At 42.9% G+C, this 21,783-nt stretch carries 20 protein-coding genes; 2 read left to right on the top strand and 18 right to left on the bottom strand.

Annotation, left to right across the window (positions count from 1 at the left end; all coding sequences use genetic code 11):
- Positions 1-124: 124 nt before the first annotated feature.
- The 3 genes from IQ283_RS18060 to IQ283_RS18050 form a co-directional block, all read right to left on the bottom strand.
- Positions 125-589 carry an NUDIX hydrolase gene (locus tag IQ283_RS18060; RefSeq protein ID WP_194221481.1) on the bottom strand — a complete coding sequence of 155 codons (465 nt, stop codon included), beginning with the start codon at positions 587-589 and terminating at the stop codon, positions 125-127.
- A gap of 45 nt (positions 590-634) precedes the next feature.
- Positions 635-1,072: a hypothetical protein gene (locus IQ283_RS18055; protein WP_194221480.1), complete on the bottom strand. Its 438-nt coding sequence runs from the start codon at positions 1,070-1,072 to the stop codon at positions 635-637.
- Positions 1,073-1,278: 206 nt separating this feature from the next.
- Positions 1,279-2,037 (bottom strand): C40 family peptidase, encoded by a 759-nt coding sequence (locus IQ283_RS18050; protein ID WP_194221479.1) that lies wholly within the window; start codon positions 2,035-2,037, stop codon positions 1,279-1,281.
- 323 nt (positions 2,038-2,360) lie between these two features.
- Between IQ283_RS18050 and IQ283_RS18045 the strand changes: the two genes are divergently transcribed.
- Positions 2,361-4,031, top strand: coding sequence for a CoA-disulfide reductase (locus IQ283_RS18045; protein ID WP_194221478.1), 1,671 nt, complete (start codon positions 2,361-2,363; stop codon positions 4,029-4,031).
- A gap of 283 nt (positions 4,032-4,314) precedes the next feature.
- On the opposite strand, the gene glnA is transcribed toward IQ283_RS18045, so the two are convergent.
- The 6 genes from glnA to IQ283_RS18015 form a co-directional block, all read right to left on the bottom strand.
- Positions 4,315-5,652 carry a type I glutamate--ammonia ligase gene (gene glnA / locus IQ283_RS18040; protein WP_194221477.1) on the bottom strand — a complete coding sequence of 446 codons (1,338 nt, stop codon included), beginning with the start codon at positions 5,650-5,652 and terminating at the stop codon, positions 4,315-4,317.
- 281 nt (positions 5,653-5,933) lie between these two features.
- Entirely contained in the window at positions 5,934-7,202 is a 1,269-nt protein-coding gene (locus IQ283_RS18035) for an aminotransferase class I/II-fold pyridoxal phosphate-dependent enzyme (RefSeq protein WP_194221476.1), read from the bottom strand.
- Between the two features lie 12 nt (positions 7,203-7,214).
- Positions 7,215-8,477, bottom strand: coding sequence for a GTPase HflX (gene hflX / locus IQ283_RS18030; protein WP_242057377.1), 1,263 nt, complete (start codon positions 8,475-8,477; stop codon positions 7,215-7,217).
- 55 nt (positions 8,478-8,532) lie between these two features.
- Positions 8,533-9,459 carry a stage V sporulation protein K gene (gene spoVK / locus IQ283_RS18025; RefSeq protein ID WP_242057429.1) on the bottom strand — a complete coding sequence of 309 codons (927 nt, stop codon included), beginning with the start codon at positions 9,457-9,459 and terminating at the stop codon, positions 8,533-8,535.
- Between the two features lie 90 nt (positions 9,460-9,549).
- A complete protein-coding gene (locus tag IQ283_RS18020) occupies positions 9,550-9,906 on the bottom strand; it encodes a hypothetical protein (RefSeq protein WP_194221474.1) in 357 nt (118 codons plus the stop codon).
- Positions 9,907-9,921: 15 nt separating this feature from the next.
- Positions 9,922-10,107, bottom strand: coding sequence for a cold-shock protein (locus IQ283_RS18015; protein ID WP_048309742.1), 186 nt, complete (start codon positions 10,105-10,107; stop codon positions 9,922-9,924).
- Between the two features lie 128 nt (positions 10,108-10,235).
- Between IQ283_RS18015 and IQ283_RS18010 the strand changes: the two genes are divergently transcribed.
- Positions 10,236-11,216: a tyrosine-type recombinase/integrase gene (locus IQ283_RS18010; RefSeq protein WP_194221473.1), complete on the top strand. Its 981-nt coding sequence runs from the start codon at positions 10,236-10,238 to the stop codon at positions 11,214-11,216.
- Between the two features lie 87 nt (positions 11,217-11,303).
- On the opposite strand, the gene hfq is transcribed toward IQ283_RS18010, so the two are convergent.
- The 9 genes from hfq to miaB form a co-directional block, all read right to left on the bottom strand.
- Complete coding sequence (gene hfq / locus IQ283_RS18005) at positions 11,304-11,537, bottom strand: RNA chaperone Hfq (RefSeq protein WP_048309744.1); 234 nt, start codon at positions 11,535-11,537, stop codon at positions 11,304-11,306.
- Positions 11,538-11,583: 46 nt separating this feature from the next.
- Positions 11,584-12,519 (bottom strand): tRNA (adenosine(37)-N6)-dimethylallyltransferase MiaA, encoded by a 936-nt coding sequence (gene miaA / locus IQ283_RS18000; protein ID WP_194221472.1) that lies wholly within the window; start codon positions 12,517-12,519, stop codon positions 11,584-11,586.
- Positions 12,520-12,561: 42 nt separating this feature from the next.
- Positions 12,562-14,445 (bottom strand): DNA mismatch repair endonuclease MutL, encoded by a 1,884-nt coding sequence (gene mutL / locus IQ283_RS17995; RefSeq protein WP_194221471.1) that lies wholly within the window; start codon positions 14,443-14,445, stop codon positions 12,562-12,564.
- A gap of 16 nt (positions 14,446-14,461) precedes the next feature.
- Positions 14,462-17,059, bottom strand: coding sequence for a DNA mismatch repair protein MutS (gene mutS / locus IQ283_RS17990; RefSeq protein ID WP_194221470.1), 2,598 nt, complete (start codon positions 17,057-17,059; stop codon positions 14,462-14,464).
- Positions 17,060-17,396: 337 nt separating this feature from the next.
- Positions 17,397-17,948: an outer spore coat protein CotE gene (locus tag IQ283_RS17985; protein ID WP_194221469.1), complete on the bottom strand. Its 552-nt coding sequence runs from the start codon at positions 17,946-17,948 to the stop codon at positions 17,397-17,399.
- Positions 17,949-18,199: 251 nt separating this feature from the next.
- On the bottom strand, positions 18,200-18,949 hold the full coding sequence (locus IQ283_RS17980) for a phosphotransferase family protein (RefSeq protein ID WP_194221468.1): 750 nt from the start codon (positions 18,947-18,949) through the stop codon (positions 18,200-18,202).
- Between the two features lie 18 nt (positions 18,950-18,967).
- Positions 18,968-19,486 carry a DUF6886 family protein gene (locus tag IQ283_RS17975; protein WP_194221467.1) on the bottom strand — a complete coding sequence of 173 codons (519 nt, stop codon included), beginning with the start codon at positions 19,484-19,486 and terminating at the stop codon, positions 18,968-18,970.
- Positions 19,487-19,756: 270 nt separating this feature from the next.
- Positions 19,757-20,173: a RicAFT regulatory complex protein RicA family protein gene (locus tag IQ283_RS17970; RefSeq protein ID WP_194221466.1), complete on the bottom strand. Its 417-nt coding sequence runs from the start codon at positions 20,171-20,173 to the stop codon at positions 19,757-19,759.
- On the bottom strand, positions 20,173-21,705 hold the full coding sequence (gene miaB / locus IQ283_RS17965) for a tRNA (N6-isopentenyl adenosine(37)-C2)-methylthiotransferase MiaB (protein WP_194221465.1): 1,533 nt from the start codon (positions 21,703-21,705) through the stop codon (positions 20,173-20,175). The genes IQ283_RS17970 and miaB overlap by 1 nt, the downstream gene beginning before the upstream one ends.
- Positions 21,706-21,783: the final 78 nt, after the last annotated feature.

The raw sequence follows: 21,783 nt of genomic DNA, 5'->3' as shown, positions 1-21,783 counted from the left end.
CTCCTATATACTCATTGAAGTGATTTGTTGGAAGATCACTATATCAAATAATGAAAAGACAGCGAATCTCTCTTACTATTGCACATTCAACCTCTATTATGTTGCCTTACTTGAATCATTTCTATTACCCTATGATAGGCTGCTCCTTACCACTTACAAGATCATTCATCATAAGTCTGTGCTCACTGAAGAGGTTTTCCGGAAGATCACCTAGTGAAAAGAATGCTGTCTCGAACGACTCTTCACTTCCCCGTAGCTCACCTTCGAAATCATGACAGCGGAATATAATTTGAACTGGTGACACCTGATCGCCATTACCAAACGTCTTCTCTTTATCTGGACCTGAATAGATTCCAAACAGCGACATGTCTTTCAACACAAGTCCCGCCTCTTCAAATACTTCTCGTCTTGCCGTTTCCTGAACCGATTCATTCAAATCCATAAATCCACCTGGCAGTCCCCATGACTTGCTATCAGTGCGAAGCTGTAACAGCAATCGATTCTCATCATCAAAAACCATCGCCCCCGCTACGACCATAATGACTTTCTCGTGACCCACCATAGAACGTAGGTGCTGTATGTAATCCATAACTAACCTCCATAGTTGTTTATGATTATTCTACTGATCTTTTAACTAAGACGGAAAATAGTTATTCAAGTTTAGAATAAAAATGAGAACTAGAATTCCAAAACATATGAAAGGGATCGTCCAATTTACTTTTATGTATTTCATGAAAAAGCGATCCAATAAGAAAAACGAAACAGCGATAGCCATGGTCCCAAGGCCAAAGAGTGCTCCAGCCCCGATATGAAAGAACGCTGATCCATACACCTCTCGTATTCTAGTTCGATCCGATAGAATCGAGGCTAAGACGTCACTTAACAAAGAAGCCCAAATGCCATAAATGTAGATAGCTAAAAATATTTCAAAGAATAGATGGTTCACACCATGGAAGTATGACATTTCCGGATAAAATAGCATTGACGTAAGAAGGGACACTAACACAATATAAGCAACGCTTACCGCTAACTTTCTTTGATAGATGTTTTGTAGTGCGTGATGTTTTGACATGATTGAATCTCACTTTCATTACACAAGATATCTTTTCTCAATATCTATGATATCCATACAGATGACGATTGTAAATAAATGAGAAGATTTCATGCAGCGCTCAATGAACCGCGAAAAAAAGATGCTAATCATCTTATGAAATGATTAGCATCCCTCTTGAACTAGCCACGCGATTATTTAGAAATCACGCTGGCCTTATATGATGGTTATTTGAATGACTTAACGCCTAAATAATGGTCTTGCCAAAAATCGTAGCTAAGATCAGTGACTTCCACCCCGCCGCTACCTGCGTGGATAATTTGGTTGTCGCCGATATAGATTCCGCTATGTGAAGCTCCTTCTACATCATAAGTGCCTTCAAAAAAGACAACATCCCCGATCGCTGGAGACTCTACTTCTGTCCCGTCATATTTCCACATATCACGTTCCGTTCTTGATAAGTCGACTCCAGCTTCGTTAAACACATACTGGATGAACCCACTGCTGTCAAACCCGTCTGGAGTCGTGCCGCCCCATACATATGGTGTTCCAATTAAGCTTTCCGCAATGGAAACCACTTCGGATTCGGAAACGGATTCAGTAGGAGCGTCATCTGACGTTTCAGTCGCTTCGGATTCACTTGAGGATAGTGCACCCATAACCTCAGGTCCAGCTATACCGTCTACAGTAAGTCCCTCGTCTTCTTGAAATTCTTCAACGGCATCTTCTGTAATCTGACCATAAATACCATCCAAGTTATATGAATAATAACCGAGAGATTCCAGTTCTGTTTGTAGTGCCGTAACAGCCTCGCCACGGTCCCCGATCAGAACATTGATTGATGAATTAGCTGAATCGCTTTGCTTCACATCATTTGAGTCGACCTTAGCAAATGCTCCTTCACTTAAGACCGGAGAAAAGACCATCGCGGCCACCAAAGTAGATGAAGCAATATATTTTCGTGCGGTTAATCTAGATTTGTTCATGTAAATTCCTCCTACCGATTCTAGCTGAAGTTTAGCAACTTGATAGATAAATAAAAATTTATGATATGTAACTACTAGTAACCTATATGCCGTGTGATTTCCACACTTCTTCGAGCCGATTCACCTAGTCTAACAGAAAAGTTCGATCATGTGGTTTCACTGTGATTAAGCCTGAATGATAACTTTTACAAAAAGCATTTTCAATGTTACTAGATGTGACATCATTCAATTAAATGTGAGAACCATCACATTTTTCCCCACAATAATGAAATATAATAAAAGAGTCAAATACCCCTATAGGTAATTAAAAAGGAGACGATCATATGAGTAAGAAAATTGTAATTGTTGGTGGCGTAGCTGGTGGCTCAACAGCGGCAGCTCGTTTAAGGAGATTAGATGAAACCGCAGAAATTGTTATGTTTGATAAAGGTGAGTATATTTCTTACGCCAACTGTGGGCTCCCTTACTATATAGGTGGAACGATTGAAGACCGCAAGAAACTACTCGTCCAAACACCAGAAGGCATGACAGCAAGGTATAACTTTGATATTCGTACCTTGAGCGAAGTCACACGAATTGATCGTGCAAAAAAATCCATCTCTGTGCACGATTTAAAATCCGGTCGAACTTACGAGGAAACGTATGACCAACTGATTCTCTCACCAGGAGCGCGTCCGATTGTGCCACCGATCCCTGGGCTCAATGAAGCAAAGGCACTCTTTACGCTTCGCAATATTCCTGATACCGATCGGATCAAATCTTATGTTGATGAAGAGAAGCCATCACAAGCTGTTGTTATAGGCGGTGGCTTTATCGGGGTTGAAATGGCTGAAAACTTGAGCGACCTTGGCATGAACGTCACTCTAATTGAAATGGCAAATCAAATTATGCCACCACTCGATTATGAAATGGCCGCAATCGTTCACCAGCACCTTATGAATAAAGGCATTAATTTGATTTTAAATGACGGAGTAAAGGCGTTCGAAAGCAATGGAACGAAAGTGCTCACCATAAGCGGAAAAGAAATCGCTACGGACCTGATCATTTTGTCAATTGGCGTCCGCCCTGAAAATGAACTAGCTGTCCATGCCGGTTTATCTGTAGGAACACGAGGCGGAATTCAAGTAAACGAATACCTCCAAACGAGTGATCCTTCCATTTATGCGATTGGTGATGCCATTGAAGTAAAATGTTACATTAATAAGCAACCAACCATGATTCCTTTAGCATGGCCAGCAAACAGACAGGGACGCCTCGTTGCTGATAACATTTACGGCAAAAAAACACCTTATAAAGGGACACTCGGAACATCCATTGCCAAAGTGTTTGACTACACCGTTGCAACGACCGGTAATAATGAAAAGACCTTAAAAAGCCTTAGCATTGCTTATGAAGTTGTGCACGTTCACCCAGGTTCACACGCAGGATATTATCCAAACGCCTCCCCTATTGCCTTGAAGCTTATTTTTGATAAAGAAACCGGAAAGATCTTCGGTGCTCAAGCAGTCGGTAAGGATGGCGTAGATAAGCGAATCGATGTCATCGCCACCGCGATTAAAGGAGGCTTAACCGTTCTCGACCTGCCTGACTTAGAACTTGCTTACGCCCCTCCTTACTCTTCAGCGAAAGATCCGGTGAATATGGCGGGATATGTAGCAAGTAACATCGTTGAAGGTATGATTGAAACCGTTCAGTGGCATGAGATTGATGCAATTGTGGAAAACGGCGGTACGCTTATTGACGTACGAACTCCATCAGAATTCAAGAATGGATTTATTAAAGGAGCTATTAATCTTCCAGTGGATGAATTACGGAGTAAGCTTCATGAACTGCCGCAGGATGAAAAGATTTATGTTCATTGTCAGGTTGGACTACGTGGGTATATTGCGACGCGTATTCTTAGGGAGAATGGTTTTGAGGCGGTTAATCTTGATGGTGGGTATCGGACTTATGAGCTAGTTAGAGGAGAGGTTGCATCAAGAATAGTAATTTAGATCATTTCTTGAGCTTAAAACAAGCAAACTTCTATTGCATCTGTCATCAATAGTACTGTTCTTATGATACAGACTACTCATACACTCTTCTAATATAAATATGATCATTATAAAAAGCGGCATTTCCTATTCTATTTTGATGGGGTATGCTGCTTTAAATATATTTCAATTACAATTCAGTTCTTATATTCTAGTATGAATTACGAAAACCTTCGCAGCAATTCTGAAAAACTCAAAAACAAAACCCCTCAACACAACCGTGTCGAGGGGTCATTCTTATATCTTAATAAGTCGTCATATACTGTTCGCGTTCCCAAGGGTGTACTTGCGTACGGAACATATCCCATTCGATCTCTTTTGCTTCGATGAAGTGCTCGGCTGCGTGCTCGCCTAGTGCTTTCATCATCACTTCGTCTTTCTTAAGAAGTTCAAGCGCATCGTGTAGTGTTGCTGGAAGGTCTGTGATGCCTTCTTCAACGCGTTCTTGCTTATCCATCACGTAGATGTTGCGCTCTGTTGGAGCTGGTGGCGTCATTTTGTTCTTGATGCCGTCAAGTCCAGCTGCAAGTAATGCTGCCATTGCAAGGTACGGGTTCGCAGATGGATCTACGCTACGTACTTCGATACGTGTGCTGATTCCGCGGGAAGCAGGAACACGGATAAGCGGGCTACGGTTACGAAGAGACCATGCTACGTAGCAAGGAGCTTCGTATCCAGGAACAAGACGCTTGTAAGAGTTGATCGTCGGGTTCGTGATTGCTGTGAACGCTTCAGCGTGCTTCATTGTTCCAGCGATGAATTGACGTGCTGTTTCGCTTAGGCCAAGCTCATCTTTCGGCTCGTAGAATGCATTTACTCCGTCTTTGAAGAGGGACATGTTGGCATGCATACCAGATCCGTTAACACCGAATAGTGGCTTCGGCATGAACGTTGCGTGTAGGCCGTGCTGACGAGCGATCGTTTTAACCGCTAGCTTGAACGTCTGGATGTTGTCACACGTTGTTAGTGCATCAGCATATTTAAAGTCGATTTCGTGCTGTCCAGGAGCTACTTCATGGTGAGATGCTTCAATTTCAAAGCCCATGTCTTCAAGCTCAAGAACGATATCACGACGGCAGTTTTCACCAAGGTCTGTTGGCGCTAGGTCGAAGTATCCGCCTTTGTCGTTTAGTTCAAGCGTTGGTTCACCGTTTTCGTCCATTTTGAATAGGAAGAATTCTGGCTCTGGTCCAATGTTGAAGTCAGAGAAACCAAGCTCTTCCATTTCTTTTAGAACGCGTTTTAGAACTGAACGAGGATCCCCTTCGAATGGCGTACCATCCGGGCTGTAGATGTCACAAATAAGACGAGCTACTCTTCCTTTTTCAGATGACCATGGGAAGACTACCCATGAATCTAGATCCGGGTAAAGATACATATCAGACTCTTCAATACGTACAAAACCTTCGATTGAAGAACCGTCAAACATCATTTTATTATCAAGAGCTTTCTCAAGCTGATCAACCGGAATTTCAACGTTCTTAATAATTCCTAGTAGGTCAGTAAACTGCAAGCGAATGAACTTAACGTTCTCGTCCTGCGCCATTTTCTTAATATCGTCTGCTGTGAATTTGTTCGACATGTAAAATGAATCCTCCTTAAGAAATAAAAAGATTTTAGTGAATCCGCTAGAATACCTGTACGAGTTTATGTGTGCTTTCCTTATGCTCGACTCGTCAAATGAGTACATTTCGAAGCAATTCAAAAATTCAGAATCGCATTAACATTCGAAATTGCCACTCCCTTCTTCACTTACACTCATCATACACGAACATTCACGTTATCGTGTTAAAGTGCGTGAGGTAATCTCACATGCTTTTTAGAACAAAAAAAAGGCAGGGAATAAATCCCTACCTAAATACCCTATGAGACAGTAATCAAACCTTTATTCAATAAATCATCTACGGCACAAAGCACGCTAATTTTCACATGTTCAAAAGTGAGCCCACCTTGAACGTACGCAACATACGGAGCTCTGAGTGGTCCGTCAGCTGACAATTCAAGACTTGCCCCTTGAATAAACGTACCCGCTGCCATGATCACGTCATCCTCATATCCTGGCATATAAGCCGGTTCCGGACGAACGTGCGCATTCACCGGAGAAGCCGCCTGAATCGCCTGACAGAATGCGACCATTCGCTCTCTATCATCAAACTGAACCGATTGAATGAGGTCCGTTCGCTTGCTGTTCCAATGTGGCGTTGTATTAAATCCAGCTTCTTCAAGTAGGGCTGAGCTATACACAGCGCCTTTTACCGCTTGCCCAACCGTGTGCGGAGCTAGGAATATCCCCTGGTACATTTCTTGTAGAGAATAAAGCGAAGCGCCAACTTCCCGTCCGATCCCAGGGGACGTTAAGCGATAGCCACAAAGCTCAATCAAGTCTTCTCTCCCTACAAGGTAACCACCAGTTTTGACGATACCTGCGCCAGGATTTTTAATTAATGATCCTGCAATGAGATCTGCCCCAATGTGACAAGGCTCCTGCTCTTCCACGAACTCGCCGTAGCAGTTATCAACGAAAACGATGACGTCTTCCTTGATTGATTTTACAAAATCAATCATCTCTTCGATTTCAGAGATCGTAAACGATGGTCGGTTCGCATAGCCTTTCGAGCGCTGAATGCCAATCATTTTTGTTTGGGCTGTGATCGCGTTTCGAACAGCATCATAATCCACTGCTTCATCCAATAATGGAATCGCTTGATAGCCAATGTGAAAGTCTTTCAATGAACCATTACCTTCTCCACGTGTGCCAACGATTTCTTCTAACGTATCGTACGGTGCACCTGTTATATAGAGAAGCTCATCGTTTGGTCGCAGTATGCCAAATAAGGCAGTTGAAATCGCATGCGTACCAGAGACGATTTGCGGGCGAACGAGCCCCGCGTCTCCTCCGAAAACATCGGCATAAAGCTTTTCAAGCGTATCTCTACCATCATCGTCATAGCCGTAGCCTGTAGATGGAGTAAAATGAAAGTCGCTAATACGATTTTTGTGAAAGGCCTCGAGAACGCGGTATTGGTTCGCTTCAACGCGCTCATCGATTTCTTTTAATGCTGGCTGGATTTTCTCTTCCGCTTTCTGCGATAGCGATTTTAGTTCTTCTTGATGTGTAAAATTCATAAACATAGTCTTCTACTCCTAATCGTTGTTCCACTCGTTAATGATACGTTCGTATAAATGCGCTGGGGCATATCCCTTACATCTGTAATGATCCTTCTCTTCATCCCACTCTCGTTCGATTAAAACGGTGTTTCGCTGCAAGTAAGCTAGTTTGTCACCTTGATCGGCGTTAATCGAAATCGAGAAGTATTCCATTTGCTTTAAGACTTCGCTCTGCAAACGGTCGTTCAATCTCTTCAAATCAGCTTGCTTTAGAGCTGAGATGAGAATTTGCTCATTGACGCTGCTTTGAACAGACGGATCGGCGCGATCAATTTTATTAAATACGGTGAGCACTGGAATGTGAGATGCTTTCAGATCCTTTAATAGCTTTAACACGATTTCTTCATGACGCTCCCTGTCAGGATGCGAGGCATCAATAACGTGAAGAATCAAATCCGCTTCTGTTGCTTCTTCAAGCGTTGATTTAAACGAAGCGACAAGCGTTGTCGGAAGATCCTGAATAAATCCTACCGTGTCTGTTAGAAGTACGTTGTAGCCATTCGGAAGCTTCAGCTGCCTCGTCATCGGATCAAGCGTTGCGAAAAGCTTGTCCTCTTCATATGAATCGGCATTTGTTAGGCGATTGAAAATGGTCGATTTCCCTGCGTTCGTATATCCAACTAGCGCCACTTGTAGCGTTTCATTGCGCTTTCGTCGCGCACGGTACTGATCACGGTGTTTAACTGTATTGTCGAGCTGACGCTTCAGATCCGTGATGCGGTTCCGGATGTAACGACGATCTGTCTCAAGCTTTGTTTCACCTGGACCTCTTGTCCCGATACCGCCTCCAAGCCTTGATAAGGAGGTTCCCTGTCCTGCAAGGCGCGGCAGCATGTATTGAAGCTGAGCGAGCTCAACCTGAAGCATACCTTCTCGTGATCTCGCTCGCTGTGCGAAAATATCTAAGATGAGCTGTGTTCGATCAATCACACGTGCGTCTAACGCTTCTGATAAATTCCGAAGCTGACTTGGTGAGAGCTCACTATTGAAAATAACGATTGTTGCTTCTTTTTCTTCAATTAAGGAAGCTAGCTCCTCGACTTTCCCTTTCCCTATAAAGGTCGCCGAATGAATGCGCTCCCGCTTTTGTGAGAGCGTGCCTTCCACGACACCGCCTGCGGTTTTAGTTAATGCCGCCAGTTCATCCATCGTATATGCAAACTGTTCATCTGTTTGGTTTTGAAGCTGAATCCCGATTAGAATCGCTGGTTCAGCTGCTTCAATTCTTTCTTTATTCAAATGTACGTTCCCTGCCTTTATCAATCAGTCTGTTCTCATCATACCAGATGCGCATTTAATCTTCTATAGGGATGTCTTCTGGTAAAAGAAGCTCAAGTGCCGATCGATCAATGACGTCTGCTTGTAGCAAACGAACCGCCTGTTTTCGAATCGCTTTTTCAATGATATTTCGAACAAACCGACCGTTGCTAAACGCATTTGTTTCCCGCTCACGCTTTTTGATAAAGCTCTGCTTTAATTTCCACTCTGTCTCTCTTGAGAACCGATACTGCCTTTCTGCCGCCATCTTCTTTGCGATCTCAAGAAGCTGTTCATTTGAATAATCCGGAAAATCAATCACAAGTGGAAAACGAGACGGAAGCCCTGGGTTTAGCGAAAGGAAGTGCTCCATTTCATCTGAATAGCCAGCAAGAATGAGGATAAAATCTTTATGATGATCTTCCATCGCCTTCACAAGCGTATCAATCGCTTCTTTTCCAAAGTCCTTTTCGCCCCCACGGGCAAGCGAATACGCTTCATCAATAAAAAGAATGCCGCCTTTTGCTTTCTTGACAAGCTCTCTCGTTTTTTGAGCGGTATGGCCAATATATTCTCCGACAAGATCCGCTCGCTCTACTTCGATCAGGTGCCCCTTTGAAAGAACGTTCATCTCAAGGAAAAGCGTTCCTAACAGGCGGGCAACCGTTGTTTTCCCAGTCCCCGGGTTTCCTTTAAACATCATGTGAAGGGCCTGCGTATTTTGTTTTAACCCGTTTTCCTCTCTACACTTGTTTACATAGAGCCATGCGTAGACTTCTTTTAATAAATACTTCATTTCCTTTAACCCGATTAACTGTTCCATCTCCTGTTGAATCCGTTCAAGCGGCATATGCTTTTTCGTTGCTTCACTAAGCGCGGCATCCGCCGTCTCCTGAAGAACTTCCGTTTGACGGAGGACGATATTAATTTGACCTTTACGCTGCGTTACGGATTGCTGCACGATGCTCACCTCGCTTTAATCTCACACGATAGTATACGCACTGAGCCCAAATCCGTGACAAACGCCCAAAAGAAAAACACTCTTTTCGAGTGTTTAACTAATCCCGATCCTTTCAACAAAGGATTCAGGAATATTAATTTTCGGTTCGCCCTTCTTCGCGTCATAGGACCTGTAGTGTGTAAGGACTTCACCGCTCTCGACGACATCGATTTCAAGCACGTGGCGATCTGAGCGTTCGAGCATCTTCATGAATATATCGCCTTCACTTAGCGTATATAAAACAAAACGACTTCGTAAATAAGTGATCTCCTTCTTCTGCACTTCCGGAAGATCAGTAAAGACTTCATAAAAGCGCTGCATGGAAGCAACGTGTTTTCCTTTTCCTGCCGCTTTCGTCACACTAACAATCTGCTCTGCTTTATCCATGATTTTCTCGACAATTTTATTCATGTGTTGCCTCCATTGTCATTTGATTTCTGGGAGGTTTCGAACTTCACTCATCATTTCAGCGCCACATAACGGACATGCTGGTGTATCAGAGAACGAGTAATCAGCTCGCATCCAGCCAGCACAATCTCCACCCGAACAAGACCAGACGTCTGTATCTACTTCTGGAATAGGCTCTTGCTGCTGTTTTGAAAAAAAGGCCATGTCTAACCGCTCCTTTTCGATTTGGTTATCAATAGTATTTCCAATAATCCCAAAAACATGTAACCCTTTGTAAAACAGAATGTTCAAAGATTTTGTTATAATGGAACAAAATGAGAGGTGATTATCGAATGGAGCTTTTCAATCAGCCACTTCCAGACTTCTTGGAAGAGTATCTTCAGTCACTCGAACGGAAGGGACGCAAGGCATCTACACTAAGGCGCTATCGCTATGACCTTGTCGATTTCACCGTCTGGTATCGAACCATCCATCGCAAGGTAGATTTCGAAAACTTTCGCAATCTGACGACGGAACAGCTACAGGAATACATTCGCTACCTGCATCTGGAACGCCACTATTCCGAACGAACGTTAAAAAGAATCATGACTGTATTGAATCAAGTATATCGCTATTATATGTCATTAAATCGAACTAAGACCAATCCTATGAAAGAAGTCGTCCTGCCAACGAATTGTGACGGAGGCTATATCGAGACCGACTTTCTTCAGGAGGAAGAATCACAAAAGCTCCTTGATACGATTGTATCTCTCACTGATTTAACGGACAATCAGCTTAGAGCACGTGAATTTCTGATCGACCGAAACTTAATCATCGCACGCCTCTTTCTAAACTATGGCCTCACGCTTCAAGAGCTATGCGCGCTATCGATGAAAGACATCTCTTTTGAGCAAAATGAACTCGGTGTCACTTCCGCTTCAGGAAAAAGAACGGTCCACCTTACTCCGGAGCATAAGAAAATTTTATTCGATTACTATCACACGATTCCAGCGCCTGTGAGACCGAGGCTTCATAGCGATGATCCGCTCTTCGTCTCATTTGACTTTCAGCGACAAACGTACCGCTGGAGTTATGAAGTCGACCGTCCTAAACGGTTAACGGAAATCGCCGTTCAGAAAATGATTCGCCTTGAAGTACAGAGAGCCGGACTTCGAAAAGGCGTATCCGCACAGCATATGCGACGAACGTGCGTCATTAAAGCTATTGAAAATGATCTTTCAGTTGATCAGCTTCGCATGCAGTTTGGGTTAAAGGCAGATCTAACACTGAAGCGGTACTTCGATTATATCGAGAAAAAGCAAATCTCATCTTAACGAAAGGCTCTGTTAGCTCAATTAACAGAGCCTTTAAATATGAAAAAGTCCCCCATCCTGCATCAATCAGAACGAGGGCCTTTGTGTTTACTTGTCAGATTCAAAATTTATTTCAACTGATCGCTGTGGAGCGAAAGTAGAAATCGCATGTTTGTAAATCAATTGTTGCTTGCCATCGGACTCAAGGATAATCGTAAAATTATCAAATCCTTTGATCGTCCCTTTCAGCTGGAATCCGTTAAGCAGGTACACCGTTACAAAAACGTTGTCTTTTCTTAATTGGTTTAGAAATTGATCCTGGATGTTAATTTGCTGCTTCATTGTCAGTCCTCCTCTTTTTCTCTAAAGGCATTCCCTAACTACAGTTCTAGCTATCTGCTAACTTTCCTGCAACAACTTTCAAGATTTCTTGAATTTTTTCTTCGCGGTGTTCTGTCATATCGTACCAGTCCATCGCCATTTGGTGGCGAAACCACGTTAGTTGACGCTTCGCATACCTTCTTGAATTCTGTTTTAACTCCATGATCGCATCTTCTAACGAAACGCGATCTTCCAAATAACGATAGATTTCTTTGTAACCAATCGCCTGCACAGATTGACAGTTCCGTACACCTTCATCATAGAGACGTTGCGCTTCTTCAAGCAGTCCTGCTTCTACCATCAGATCGACACGTTGATTAATGCGCTCATATAGGACATCGCGATCCATCGTAAGACCCACATTCACAAGATTGTAAGGTGACTGTTCTGGTAACGCATCTTTAGAAGCAGAGACTGGTTCACCCGTCACGTGATAGACTTCTAATGCTCGAACCACTCTTCTCACATTGTTTGGATGAATCGTTTCATAGCTAACAGGATCAACGTCTTTTAAGCGCTCATGAAATGCGATAGGTCCTTCTTTATCAGCCATCTGTTCAAGCTGCTCGCGATACTCAGAGTCTTCTTTAGCTTCGGAAAAAGCATACTGATGAGTAACGGATTTCACGTAAAGGCCTGTACCACCAGCGATAATGGGTACCTTCCCCCGACGATTAATATCCGTCACAAGCTCCGTTGCAAGCTTCTGAAATTCCGCTGCCGAAAAGCTTTCTGTAGGCTGCTTAATATCAATGAGATAATGAGGGATGCCCTCCATTTCATCTTCTGTTACTTTCGCCGTTCCGATATCCATACCGCGGTATATTTGCATCGAGTCGCCGCTAATGATTTCACCGTCGAGCGCTTTCGCAAGCTCAATGCTCGTCTTTGTTTTCCCTACGGCGGTCGGACCGAGAACGGTCACTAGTTTTTCTTTATTCATGATTCTCACGCACTTTCCTGCATTCTTTTCTCATTGTGCTCGTTACATCACTCTCTTAAACATCTTCTCCATCTCATACGTGGAGTAATGAATGATAATCGGACGACCGTGTGGACACGTGTACGGATCAATGGACTGCCTGAGCGTTTCAAGAAGCGTGAACACTTCATCATCACGTAAATGACGGTTCGCTTTAATGGATTTCTTACACGACATCATAATCGCCGCTTCCTCACGCAGCTTCTTCACGTCGATCCGACGATTATCAACGACCTCCTGAATCAATTCTTCAATCGTATTTTGTTCAGCTCCTTTTGGGAACCAAACGGGATGAGCGCTGACCATATAGCTATTCGGTCCAAATGATTCTAAGAAAACGCCAACCTTCGCAAGGTCATCAATTCGACTATCAATAATCGCCGACTCGGATGTGTTGTATTCTAGTGTAATCGGAACGAGAAGCTCCTGTACAACCGGATCAATCTCGCCGACTTTCTCACGATAAAATTCATACTTTATACGCTCCTGTGCCGCATGCTGATCAATAATATACAGCCCATTCTCATTCTGAGCAAGGATATACGTTCCGTGCATTTGACCAATCGGATAAAGCGGAGGAATACGTGAATCACTGTTCGTTTCCTTCACGTAGTCCATCGCCATCTCTAGCTCGTCCCGCGTTTCTGGTTCTCTAGAATGTGTTGAAGCGTCACTTGGTCTCGGCTCATAATGCTCTGCTTGGATCTCTTCCTTCACGCTAAAAGGTTGAGGAAATGATTCGGTCTGTTCATCCGAATGCTCCACTTTTCTTTCAGGAATCCATTCACGTCTAATCGGCACTTCCTCAGGCTCTTTATTCCGAACCTCATGTTGAAAATGAAATGCTGGCTGCTCAGTCTCAGGCTCCTTTTGCTTCGGTGGAGCTTGCTCCGGGATGAGTTCAATCTTCTTGAAAATGCCTTTAATCGCATTTTCAATCGCGAGTGCGAGATCCTGTTCCTTACTAATGCGCGCTTCCAATTTGGATGGATGAACGTTTACATCAATAAGCGTTGGATTCATTTTAATATGAAGAACGACAATCGGATAACGACCGATCGGAAGAAGCGTATGGTATCCCTGCTGAATCCCTTTTGTAATCGTAAAGTTCTTGATGTAGCGCCCGTTGATGACAAGCGAGATATACTGCCTTGACGCACGTGTTAACTCTGGCTTCGCTGCATAGCCACTGACAGAAAAATCAATTGTTTCTGCCTGTAGTGGAAGCATTTTGCGTGCTGTATTATACCCATATATCGCTGCGATTACTTGAAGCAGATCACCATTTCCTGTCGTGGACAGAAGCTTCTTCCCGTTATGAAAGAAGCGAAACGCAATATCCGGATGAGCCATTGCCTGACGGTTAATCACGTCAGCCACATTCGCAAGCTCCGTATGAACGGTTTTCATGTGTTTTAAGCGAGCTGGTGTATTGTAGAATAAGCCCGTGATGGTCATTTCCGTTCCTTTTCGACTATCCGTTGCTTTAAATTCCGCTACTTTACCCGCTTCAATTTTGACATACGTTCCAGCCGCTTCTCCTGTTGAGGTTTTTAACTCTAAGTGAGACACCGCTGCAATACTCGGAAGAGCTTCCCCGCGGAAGCCGAGCGTTTCAATCTGAAACAAGTCCCGTTCATTTTTGATTTTACTCGTCGCATGACGGAAGAAAGCGAGCTTGCAATCTTCCTCATCCATTCCACTTCCGTTATCAACGATGCGAATTTTGGAAAGACCGCCCTCTTCAATTTCAATTGTGATTTCACTGCTTTCTGCATCAATTGCATTCTCCACTAGTTCCTTCACAACAGAGGCCGGTCTTTCCACCACTTCACCGGCAGCTATTTTGTTTGAAAGCTGATCATCAAGCTGTACGATCTTCCCCATCTTCCTCACCCTTTCTCTACGACTTTAACTGCTTCTTTAATTCATATAGTGTATTGATCGCGTCCATCGGCGTCATTTCCATAATATCCACAGACTTCAAGCGATCTAGAATCGCTTTCTCACCGGACGATCGTGCTGGCTTCTTCTTTTCCTCTGCTTGATCAAAGAAAGCAAGCTGCGCATCATCTTCTTTGACTTCGACCGTTTCTTTTTTCTCTACAGGGATTTTTGGAGCGCCAGGCTCTGCCTCAAACTCAGCTAATATCGCTTCTGCACGCTGAATGAGCGCATCAGGTAAATTGGCAAGCTGCGCCACGTGAATACCGTAACTTTTATCAGCGGATCCATCATGAACGCGATGAAGGAAAACAACTCTCCCCTTCTCTTCAACCGCTTTAACGTGAACATTTTTTACGCGATCAAGGTCTTCTTCAAGCGTTGTTAGCTCATGATAGTGCGTTGAGAACAGTGTCTTTGCTCTTACTTCACTATGCACATATTCAATAATTGACTGCGCAAGCGCCATGCCGTCATACGTTGACGTTCCGCGACCAATCTCATCAAGTAATATCAAGCTATCTTGCGTAGCACGCGTAATGGCGTAGTTCGCTTCAAGCATTTCCACCATAAACGTACTTTGACCAGCTGCAAGGTCATCTGCTGCACCGATTCGCGTAAAGATTTGATCAAATACAGGGAGCACAGCGGATTCCGCTGGTACGAAGCAACCAATCTGCCCAAGGATCGAAATCAGGGCGAGCTGGCGCATGTACGTACTTTTACCACTCATGTTAGGACCTGTAATTAAGAGGATTTCACGATCGCGATCCATCATCACGTCGTTTGCCACATACTCTCGGCCTTTTAACATTTTCTCAACGACTGGGTGACGTCCACCTTCAACAGCCACTTTACGTTCTTTGGAGAAGACTGGCTTAGTGAAGCGATTTTCTTCACTTACAACCGCGAACGATTGAAGCACGTCGAGCTCACTAATTTTCCTCGCAAGCTGCTGAAGTTCAGGAATGTAAGTCTTCACTTCTTCACGCAAGTTCGCAAACAAGCTATATTCGAGATCAACAATCTTTTCTTCCGCTTCCAAAATGAGCGTTTCCTTCTCTTTTAGTTCAGGGGTAATAAAACGCTCCGCATTAGACAGCGTCTGTTTCCGCTCATAACGACCTTCTGGAAGGTTCGGAAGGTTTGATCTTGTTACTTCGATATAATAACCAAATACTTTGTTGTAGCCAATTTTAAGAGATTTAATCCCCGTACGCTCTCGCTCCTGCATTTGGAGGGCCGCAATCCAGTCTTTGCCGTTCCGACTCGCATCGCGGTATTTATCAAGATCCGCATGATAGCCGTCTCGAATCATTTGCCCTTCTTTCACAGAAAGAGGCGGGTTATCTTCAATCGCTGCCTGTAGAAGCTGAACGAGATCATCACATGGGAGGATTTCCTCCGCAAGCTCATTCGCATATGGGTTATCAAGAGATCCCACTGCCTGCTTGATTTCTGGAATTTTCTCTAGCGATTTTCTCAACTGTACGAGATCACGAGCGTTTAGGTTTCCAAACGCCACTTTCCCTGCAAGTCGCTCAAGGTCATAGACGCCCTGAAGCTGTTCACGAATCGTCTCACGTTCAAAGAACTGCTTCATTAACGTCTCGACAAGCTCCTGTCGCTTCTCAATTTCTCGCTGCTGTAAGAGCGGGCGCTCAACCCACTGCTTTAGTAATCGTCCGCCCATTGCTGTTACTGAACTATCAAGGAACCAGACGAGAGAGCCTGTCCGCTTTTTATCTCGAATCGTCTCCACTAGCTCGAGGTTTCGTTTGGAATTCACATCAAGTTTCATATATTGGGAAACGTGATAGTGACGAAGCGGCTGAAGATGATCCATCGAACGCTTTTGTGTACGAATCAAATATTGAAGAAGTCGGCCAAACACCTGAAGAAGCTTCGGCTGATCGATATGGTCACTTAACTTCTGCAGCGATTCTGGAATCGTCACATCATCTTCAATCGATACGGTAACGGTCATTCGCTCTTGAATCGCTGTAGAAAGTGCCTCACTATCACTCGCAAGAATGACTTCGCGCGGGGCCAGATTCGAGAGCTCACCGATTACTTCATGATGATCGCCAGCTAAAATTGTTGCCATCGATTCACCTGTCGTTAAATCATTCGCCGCAAGCGCATAAGTCTCATCATCAAATTCGGAGATGGCCACAATGTAGTTATTTTCCTTTTCTTTAATTAAATGGTCCGACATCACCGTACCTGGCGTAATAAGCTGAACGACTTCTCTTCGAACGACGCCTTTCGCCTGTTTCGGATCTTCTGTTTGTTCACAAATCGCAATCTTATAACCTTTTGTCACTAGCTGTGATATATAGTTTTCAGCAGCATGATAAGGCACACCACACATCGGAATGCGGTCTTCTCCCCCACCATCTCTGCTCGTTAATGTAATCTCCAATTCCTTCGAAGCGCGCATCGCATCCTCGAAGAACATCTCATAAAAGTCGCCTAAACGAAAAAATAAAAAGGCATCCTGGTACTCTGCCTTAATCCGTAAATATTGTTCCATCATCGGGGTATATCGAGCCATGTTTCTTCTCCACCAATCTTAAATCTATTCAAATAACAGTATAGCATATCAGAAAAGCAGAGTGTGCCTGTTTAAATCCGTAGGACGTTGGAATCCCTGAGAATGAGACGTTTTATGTCTCAATCGAAGGGATGAAACGACCGAAGGATTTGGCACACGCAGCTAGACAAGAAAAGCGGAGTGTGCCTGTTTAAATCCGCAGGGCGTTGGAATCCCTGAGAATGAGACGTTTTATGTCTCAATCGAAGGGGTGAAACGACAAATTGGCGGTTAGACTCTATAAGCTCTTAATGACAAAATAAAAACCAGGAAGAAGGATTGCTTCTCCCTGGACGCACTATTCCTCTAGATCACCAATTAAAAAGTTCGGATCCAAATCTTCAAACTCTTCATCGTCTACATCATAATCCCAATCGTCATCATCGTCTCCGCAGCCATCCGGATTAACGTATACGCAAATTTTCGTTTCGCCAATCACTTCTACAAGAAACTCTCTTTCCACTTGAACAATGACCTTATGACCGCTCGGTGCAATAGTAGCTTCGAGACAGTTAGGCTCCTGTATCGCTTTTGCAACCACTTCTTCAGCAACACAGTCTTTGTCTTTGTAGCGAAGAGGAATTTCTTCATGATATTTGACTGTTTCTGTTACGACTTCTGTTTTCGTATTATGGCTGTAAGAGTACCAGATATTAATGTCATAAGAGCCTTCCACCTGTACAACGTCACCACGCTTCTTCGCAGTGAATTGATTGTTAATAATCCAGCAACCCAGAATACTAGAAGGCTTATGGTTTGGTGTTACTGTGTTTGTATCCTGTGTGAATTTACGCCCTTTTCCGCAAACCGCTTTGGCGAATATCTCTCTGTAATTATATTCCTCTGACATCGATCATACCTCCTCTTCCAATCTTCATTCTCATCCTATGCAAGACAAACGACCAGTGTTCCTCTTTTTTTACTTCAACACGAAATAACATGACCAACACCATAAAATAAATGTTTTCTTATATATAAAGGCTGTTCCACTATCAGTCTATGTCTCGAATGTCCAATGCTTTACAACCTTTTCGTATTTTTCTTAAAAAAGTATGGTATGTGAAAATTATATAAAGAAATAAGTTAAGCCTGAGAGGCGTTTTATCCTCTCATTCTTAACTTATCTACAATCTCTAATAGACGATCGCTGTCTTCTGATAATACTCCTTCTGATAACCGTGCCCCCGCAATAATCGGAGCCCACTTCATGATTTCATCTTTTGATAAGCCACTTTTTATGCAATAGAGCTGTAAATACAGTTCCGCTAATTCGCTTGAAAATTGCGTATACAATAGATACGTTCTGTAAACATCTGCTCGGCTATCCCCAGCGCTAGCATCCACCCAATCAATAATCGTTACTTGATCGTCCATAATCAGATTAAATAGATGAAAATCACCGTGACAAAGCTGCTTCTTAACTGGCATTCCACTCAATTTGAGGAGTAACGCTGTTTTTTGAGATTGACTTAATCGATCCGCTGCACCTATTTGGCGTGTTAGCTTTTCGGTCATCGGTTCAAACGAGTCGGCGCTAATTTGATGAATCCTTTGTTGAATGTCAATGGACATCTCCATATAGTGCTGTGCTAGATTCCTATTTTCTAAAAGTAGCTCACCTAACGTGCGACCGCTGATTTTTTCCATCATGATTGCCTGTCTACCGTCTATTTTCGTTACCTCAATGATTTTCGGTACCGGAAGTCCTTTTGATGAGGCGTAACGTTGCTTCTCAGCTTCATAGGAAGAGGTTCCTTCTGGAAGGTCTTCACGAAACACTTTCACAATTTTATCTTGAACGATGTAAACTTTCGCTGTATTTCCAGCAGCGATTGGATGACCAAGCTCCATCTGACTACTCCTCTCTTTTTAATTTCTTGAACGAGCAAACCTCATTCGGCACATGGACCACTGAAGCGTTGTTTGTTGGATCTCATCATAGATATCCCACAGCTGATCAACAAACCTTACTTCTACCTGACGACAGAATAGCTCCTGAATGGGGTGATCAATCTCAATCTTATTCTTTGGAACTTGAGTGGTTTCACTTACATAATAGCCGGCATTCTCATCTTGGAGCTTAAAATGCATCGCATCGAACTCATACAAATAGAGTTTAGTTCGAGTCATCGTTTCAAACCAGCTATTTTCAAGGACGATCACATGCTGACAACTCGAAGATAGATATGTTTGCTTATCTGCATCTGAAGTATTTGGCCCGACGTGAAAGCAAACGCGCGGACAATTTCGAGGAGTTAAAAAGTTAGGTAAACAAATTTCGTTAACGGCCCAAACAAGTCCTATTGATTGGTCAAGATCTTTACGCGTAGGAATCCTTGGGTGAAATTCTTGAATATCGTCTTCTTCACTTACATGAAAAATACGCAAATCATTGCCTCCTCTAGGATTCAGCTATTAATGCTCGAACTTCATTCGTTATGTGATGAGTAAACGCCATTTATCCTTCTCTCTTTAAAACAGATGAACTCTTTCGATCTGAAAAATAGGTTATGTAGTTCCCTTGTTTACATTAACATAATTACCCAATATAATAAGTGAATATTTCAAAAAATAGTTTGAATCCTATCAAAAAAAGCCTTCCAATAAACCATTGGAAGGCTTTTGTATTCATATTAAATGATGAAGATATGGAAGCTATTACTTACAACCAGGTCCCTGCTGACTTGAGCCAGTAGTTCCTTCAAGTACGTTTCCACCAGTTGATTCGATAATTTCATCTGTTACCGTGTTAGAAATCGTGTTTGCCACAAGTTGAAGAAGGTCATTCACATCCGACTGCGAGCGCTTGAATTCCTGTACGACAGGAATTTCATCAAGCTGCTGCATGAGTTTGTCAATACGCTCATCCTTCTCCTTCAATGCTTCATGCTTGCTGTAGTGCTGAAGATTAACCGCTTCTTTTTGCTCTAGTTTAATACGAGCAATCAGACTTTGAACCTTTTTATTTTCGTTAATCTTTTCTTCTGCACGTTTGAAGAAATCAACTTCTTCTGTTTCAGATACGAGCTTCGCAAGATCTTTTGCTTTTGCAATTACTTCCATTCTTGATATCATTATGCATTCACCTCAGCCGTTTTTTCGATGTATTCTCCATCAAGTGACCACGTTTTTGCTTTTGTGATTTTCACCTGAACAATTTGACCAACTAACGATTTAGGACCTCTAAAGTTCACAACTTTGTTCTTGCTCGTATAGCCAGAAAGAACGTCTGCGTTTTTCTTACTTTCCCCTTCAACAAGCACTTCTACGATCTGTCCTTCAAAAACAGCGTTGTTTTTGGCAGCCATTTCATTCACAAGGGCATTCAAGCGCTGAAGGCGTTCTTTCTTCACTTCCATTGGGACGGTATCTTTCATTTTAGCAGCTGGTGTACCATCACGCTGAGAGTAAATGAACGTATACGCACTGTCATACTCTACTTCCTTCACAAGCTCCATCGTTTCTTCGAATTGCTCATCCGTTTCATTAGGGAACCCTACGATGATATCCGTTGTAAAGGTTGCGTTAGGCATAACCTTTTTAATCTTACTAACTAGTTCTAAATACGTTTCACGTGTGTAGCGACGGTTCATTAATTTCAGAACTTCATTGCTTCCACTTTGAACAGGAAGGTGAATATGATCAACTAAGTTACCGCCCTGACCGAGCACTTCCACAAGACGATCATCAAAGTCACGTGGATGGCTCGTCGTAAAGCGAACTCTAGGAATATCAATCTTATGAATCTCGTTCATAAGATCACCAAGTCCATACTCGATGTCTTCTAAATCTTTCCCGTAGGCGTTTACATTCTGTCCGAGAAGCGTCACTTCTTTATAGCCTTTAGCAGCTAAATGGCGTACTTCTTGAATAATATCTTCAGGGCGTCGGCTTCTTTCTTTCCCTCGTGTATAAGGAACAATGCAATATGTACAGAATTTATCACAGCCGTACATGATATTAACCCATGCTTTGATTTCACCTTTTCTCGTTCTAGGAAGGTTCTCAATAATGTCACCTTCTTTAGACCATACTTCCATTACCATTTCTTTACCGAAGACAGCTTGCTCCATCAGTTCTGGAAGACGGTGAATGTTATGTGTTCCAAAGATTAAATCAACAAATTGATGCTTTTGCATAATACGGTTTACGACAGATTCTTCCTGTGACATACACCCACATACGCCAATGATTAAATCGGGATTTTCCATTTTCAACGGTTTTAGATGACCGAGCTCACCAAATACTTTGTTTTCCGCGTTTTCACGAATCGCACACGTATTTAGGAGAACAACATCCGCCTCTGTGACCTCCGTTGTAGCTTCAAATCCCATTTCTTCAAAAATTCCTGCCATTACTTCTGTATCGTGTTCATTCATTTGACATCCGTACGTACGAATCAAAAACTTTTTATCTTTCCCAAGGTTTTTAATATTCTCTGGAATCTCAAAATCGTAATGAACGTTTACATTTTCTTTCCCTCTGCGCTTAGCATCTTTTAAGTTAGGTGCCTGGTACGTTGTCTGGAAATATTTCGCGAAATCTTCCGTTGTTTTCTCTGTTTTCTTTACATTGATTTGCGAATCCAGACGCTGTTGTTCGTTCATGTCGTTCGACTCCTTTCTAATTAAAAAGGATGACCCTGCTATGAAAAAGAGCATAATGCTCCTAAACTTAGAAAAAAC

It is taken from the genome of Pseudalkalibacillus hwajinpoensis, assembly GCF_015234585.1.
In the GTDB taxonomy this organism is placed as follows: domain Bacteria; phylum Bacillota; class Bacilli; order Bacillales; family Guptibacillaceae; genus Guptibacillus; species Guptibacillus hwajinpoensis_B.
This window is presented reverse-complemented; position numbering and strand designations above follow the sequence as displayed.

Bases quoted from the DNA above. Each gene is read 5' to 3' on its own strand.
- IQ283_RS18060 (WP_194221481.1), bottom strand. From the start codon at position 589: ATGGATTACATACAGCACCTACGTTCTATGGTGGGTCACGAGAAAGTC.
- IQ283_RS18055 (WP_194221480.1), bottom strand. From the start codon at position 1,072: ATGTCAAAACATCACGCACTACAAAACATCTATCAAAGAAAGTTAGCG.
- IQ283_RS18050 (WP_194221479.1), bottom strand. From the start codon at position 2,037: ATGAACAAATCTAGATTAACCGCACGAAAATATATTGCTTCATCTACT.
- IQ283_RS18045 (WP_194221478.1), top strand. From the start codon at position 2,361: ATGAGTAAGAAAATTGTAATTGTTGGTGGCGTAGCTGGTGGCTCAACA.
- glnA (WP_194221477.1), bottom strand. From the start codon at position 5,652: ATGTCGAACAAATTCACAGCAGACGATATTAAGAAAATGGCGCAGGAC.
- IQ283_RS18035 (WP_194221476.1), bottom strand. From the start codon at position 7,202: ATGTTTATGAATTTTACACATCAAGAAGAACTAAAATCGCTATCGCAG.
- IQ283_RS18020 (WP_194221474.1), bottom strand. From the start codon at position 9,906: ATGAATAAAATTGTCGAGAAAATCATGGATAAAGCAGAGCAGATTGTT.
- IQ283_RS18015 (WP_048309742.1), bottom strand. From the start codon at position 10,107: ATGGCCTTTTTTTCAAAACAGCAGCAAGAGCCTATTCCAGAAGTAGAT.
- IQ283_RS18010 (WP_194221473.1), top strand. From the start codon at position 10,236: ATGGAGCTTTTCAATCAGCCACTTCCAGACTTCTTGGAAGAGTATCTT.
- hfq (WP_048309744.1), bottom strand. From the start codon at position 11,537: ATGAAGCAGCAAATTAACATCCAGGATCAATTTCTAAACCAATTAAGA.
- miaA (WP_194221472.1), bottom strand. From the start codon at position 12,519: ATGAATAAAGAAAAACTAGTGACCGTTCTCGGTCCGACCGCCGTAGGG.
- mutL (WP_194221471.1), bottom strand. From the start codon at position 14,445: ATGGGGAAGATCGTACAGCTTGATGATCAGCTTTCAAACAAAATAGCT.
- mutS (WP_194221470.1), bottom strand. From the start codon at position 17,059: ATGGCTCGATATACCCCGATGATGGAACAATATTTACGGATTAAGGCA.
- IQ283_RS17985 (WP_194221469.1), bottom strand. From the start codon at position 17,948: ATGTCAGAGGAATATAATTACAGAGAGATATTCGCCAAAGCGGTTTGC.
- IQ283_RS17980 (WP_194221468.1), bottom strand. From the start codon at position 18,949: ATGGAGCTTGGTCATCCAATCGCTGCTGGAAATACAGCGAAAGTTTAC.
- IQ283_RS17970 (WP_194221466.1), bottom strand. From the start codon at position 20,173: ATGATATCAAGAATGGAAGTAATTGCAAAAGCAAAAGATCTTGCGAAG.
- miaB (WP_194221465.1), bottom strand. From the start codon at position 21,705: ATGAACGAACAACAGCGTCTGGATTCGCAAATCAATGTAAAGAAAACA.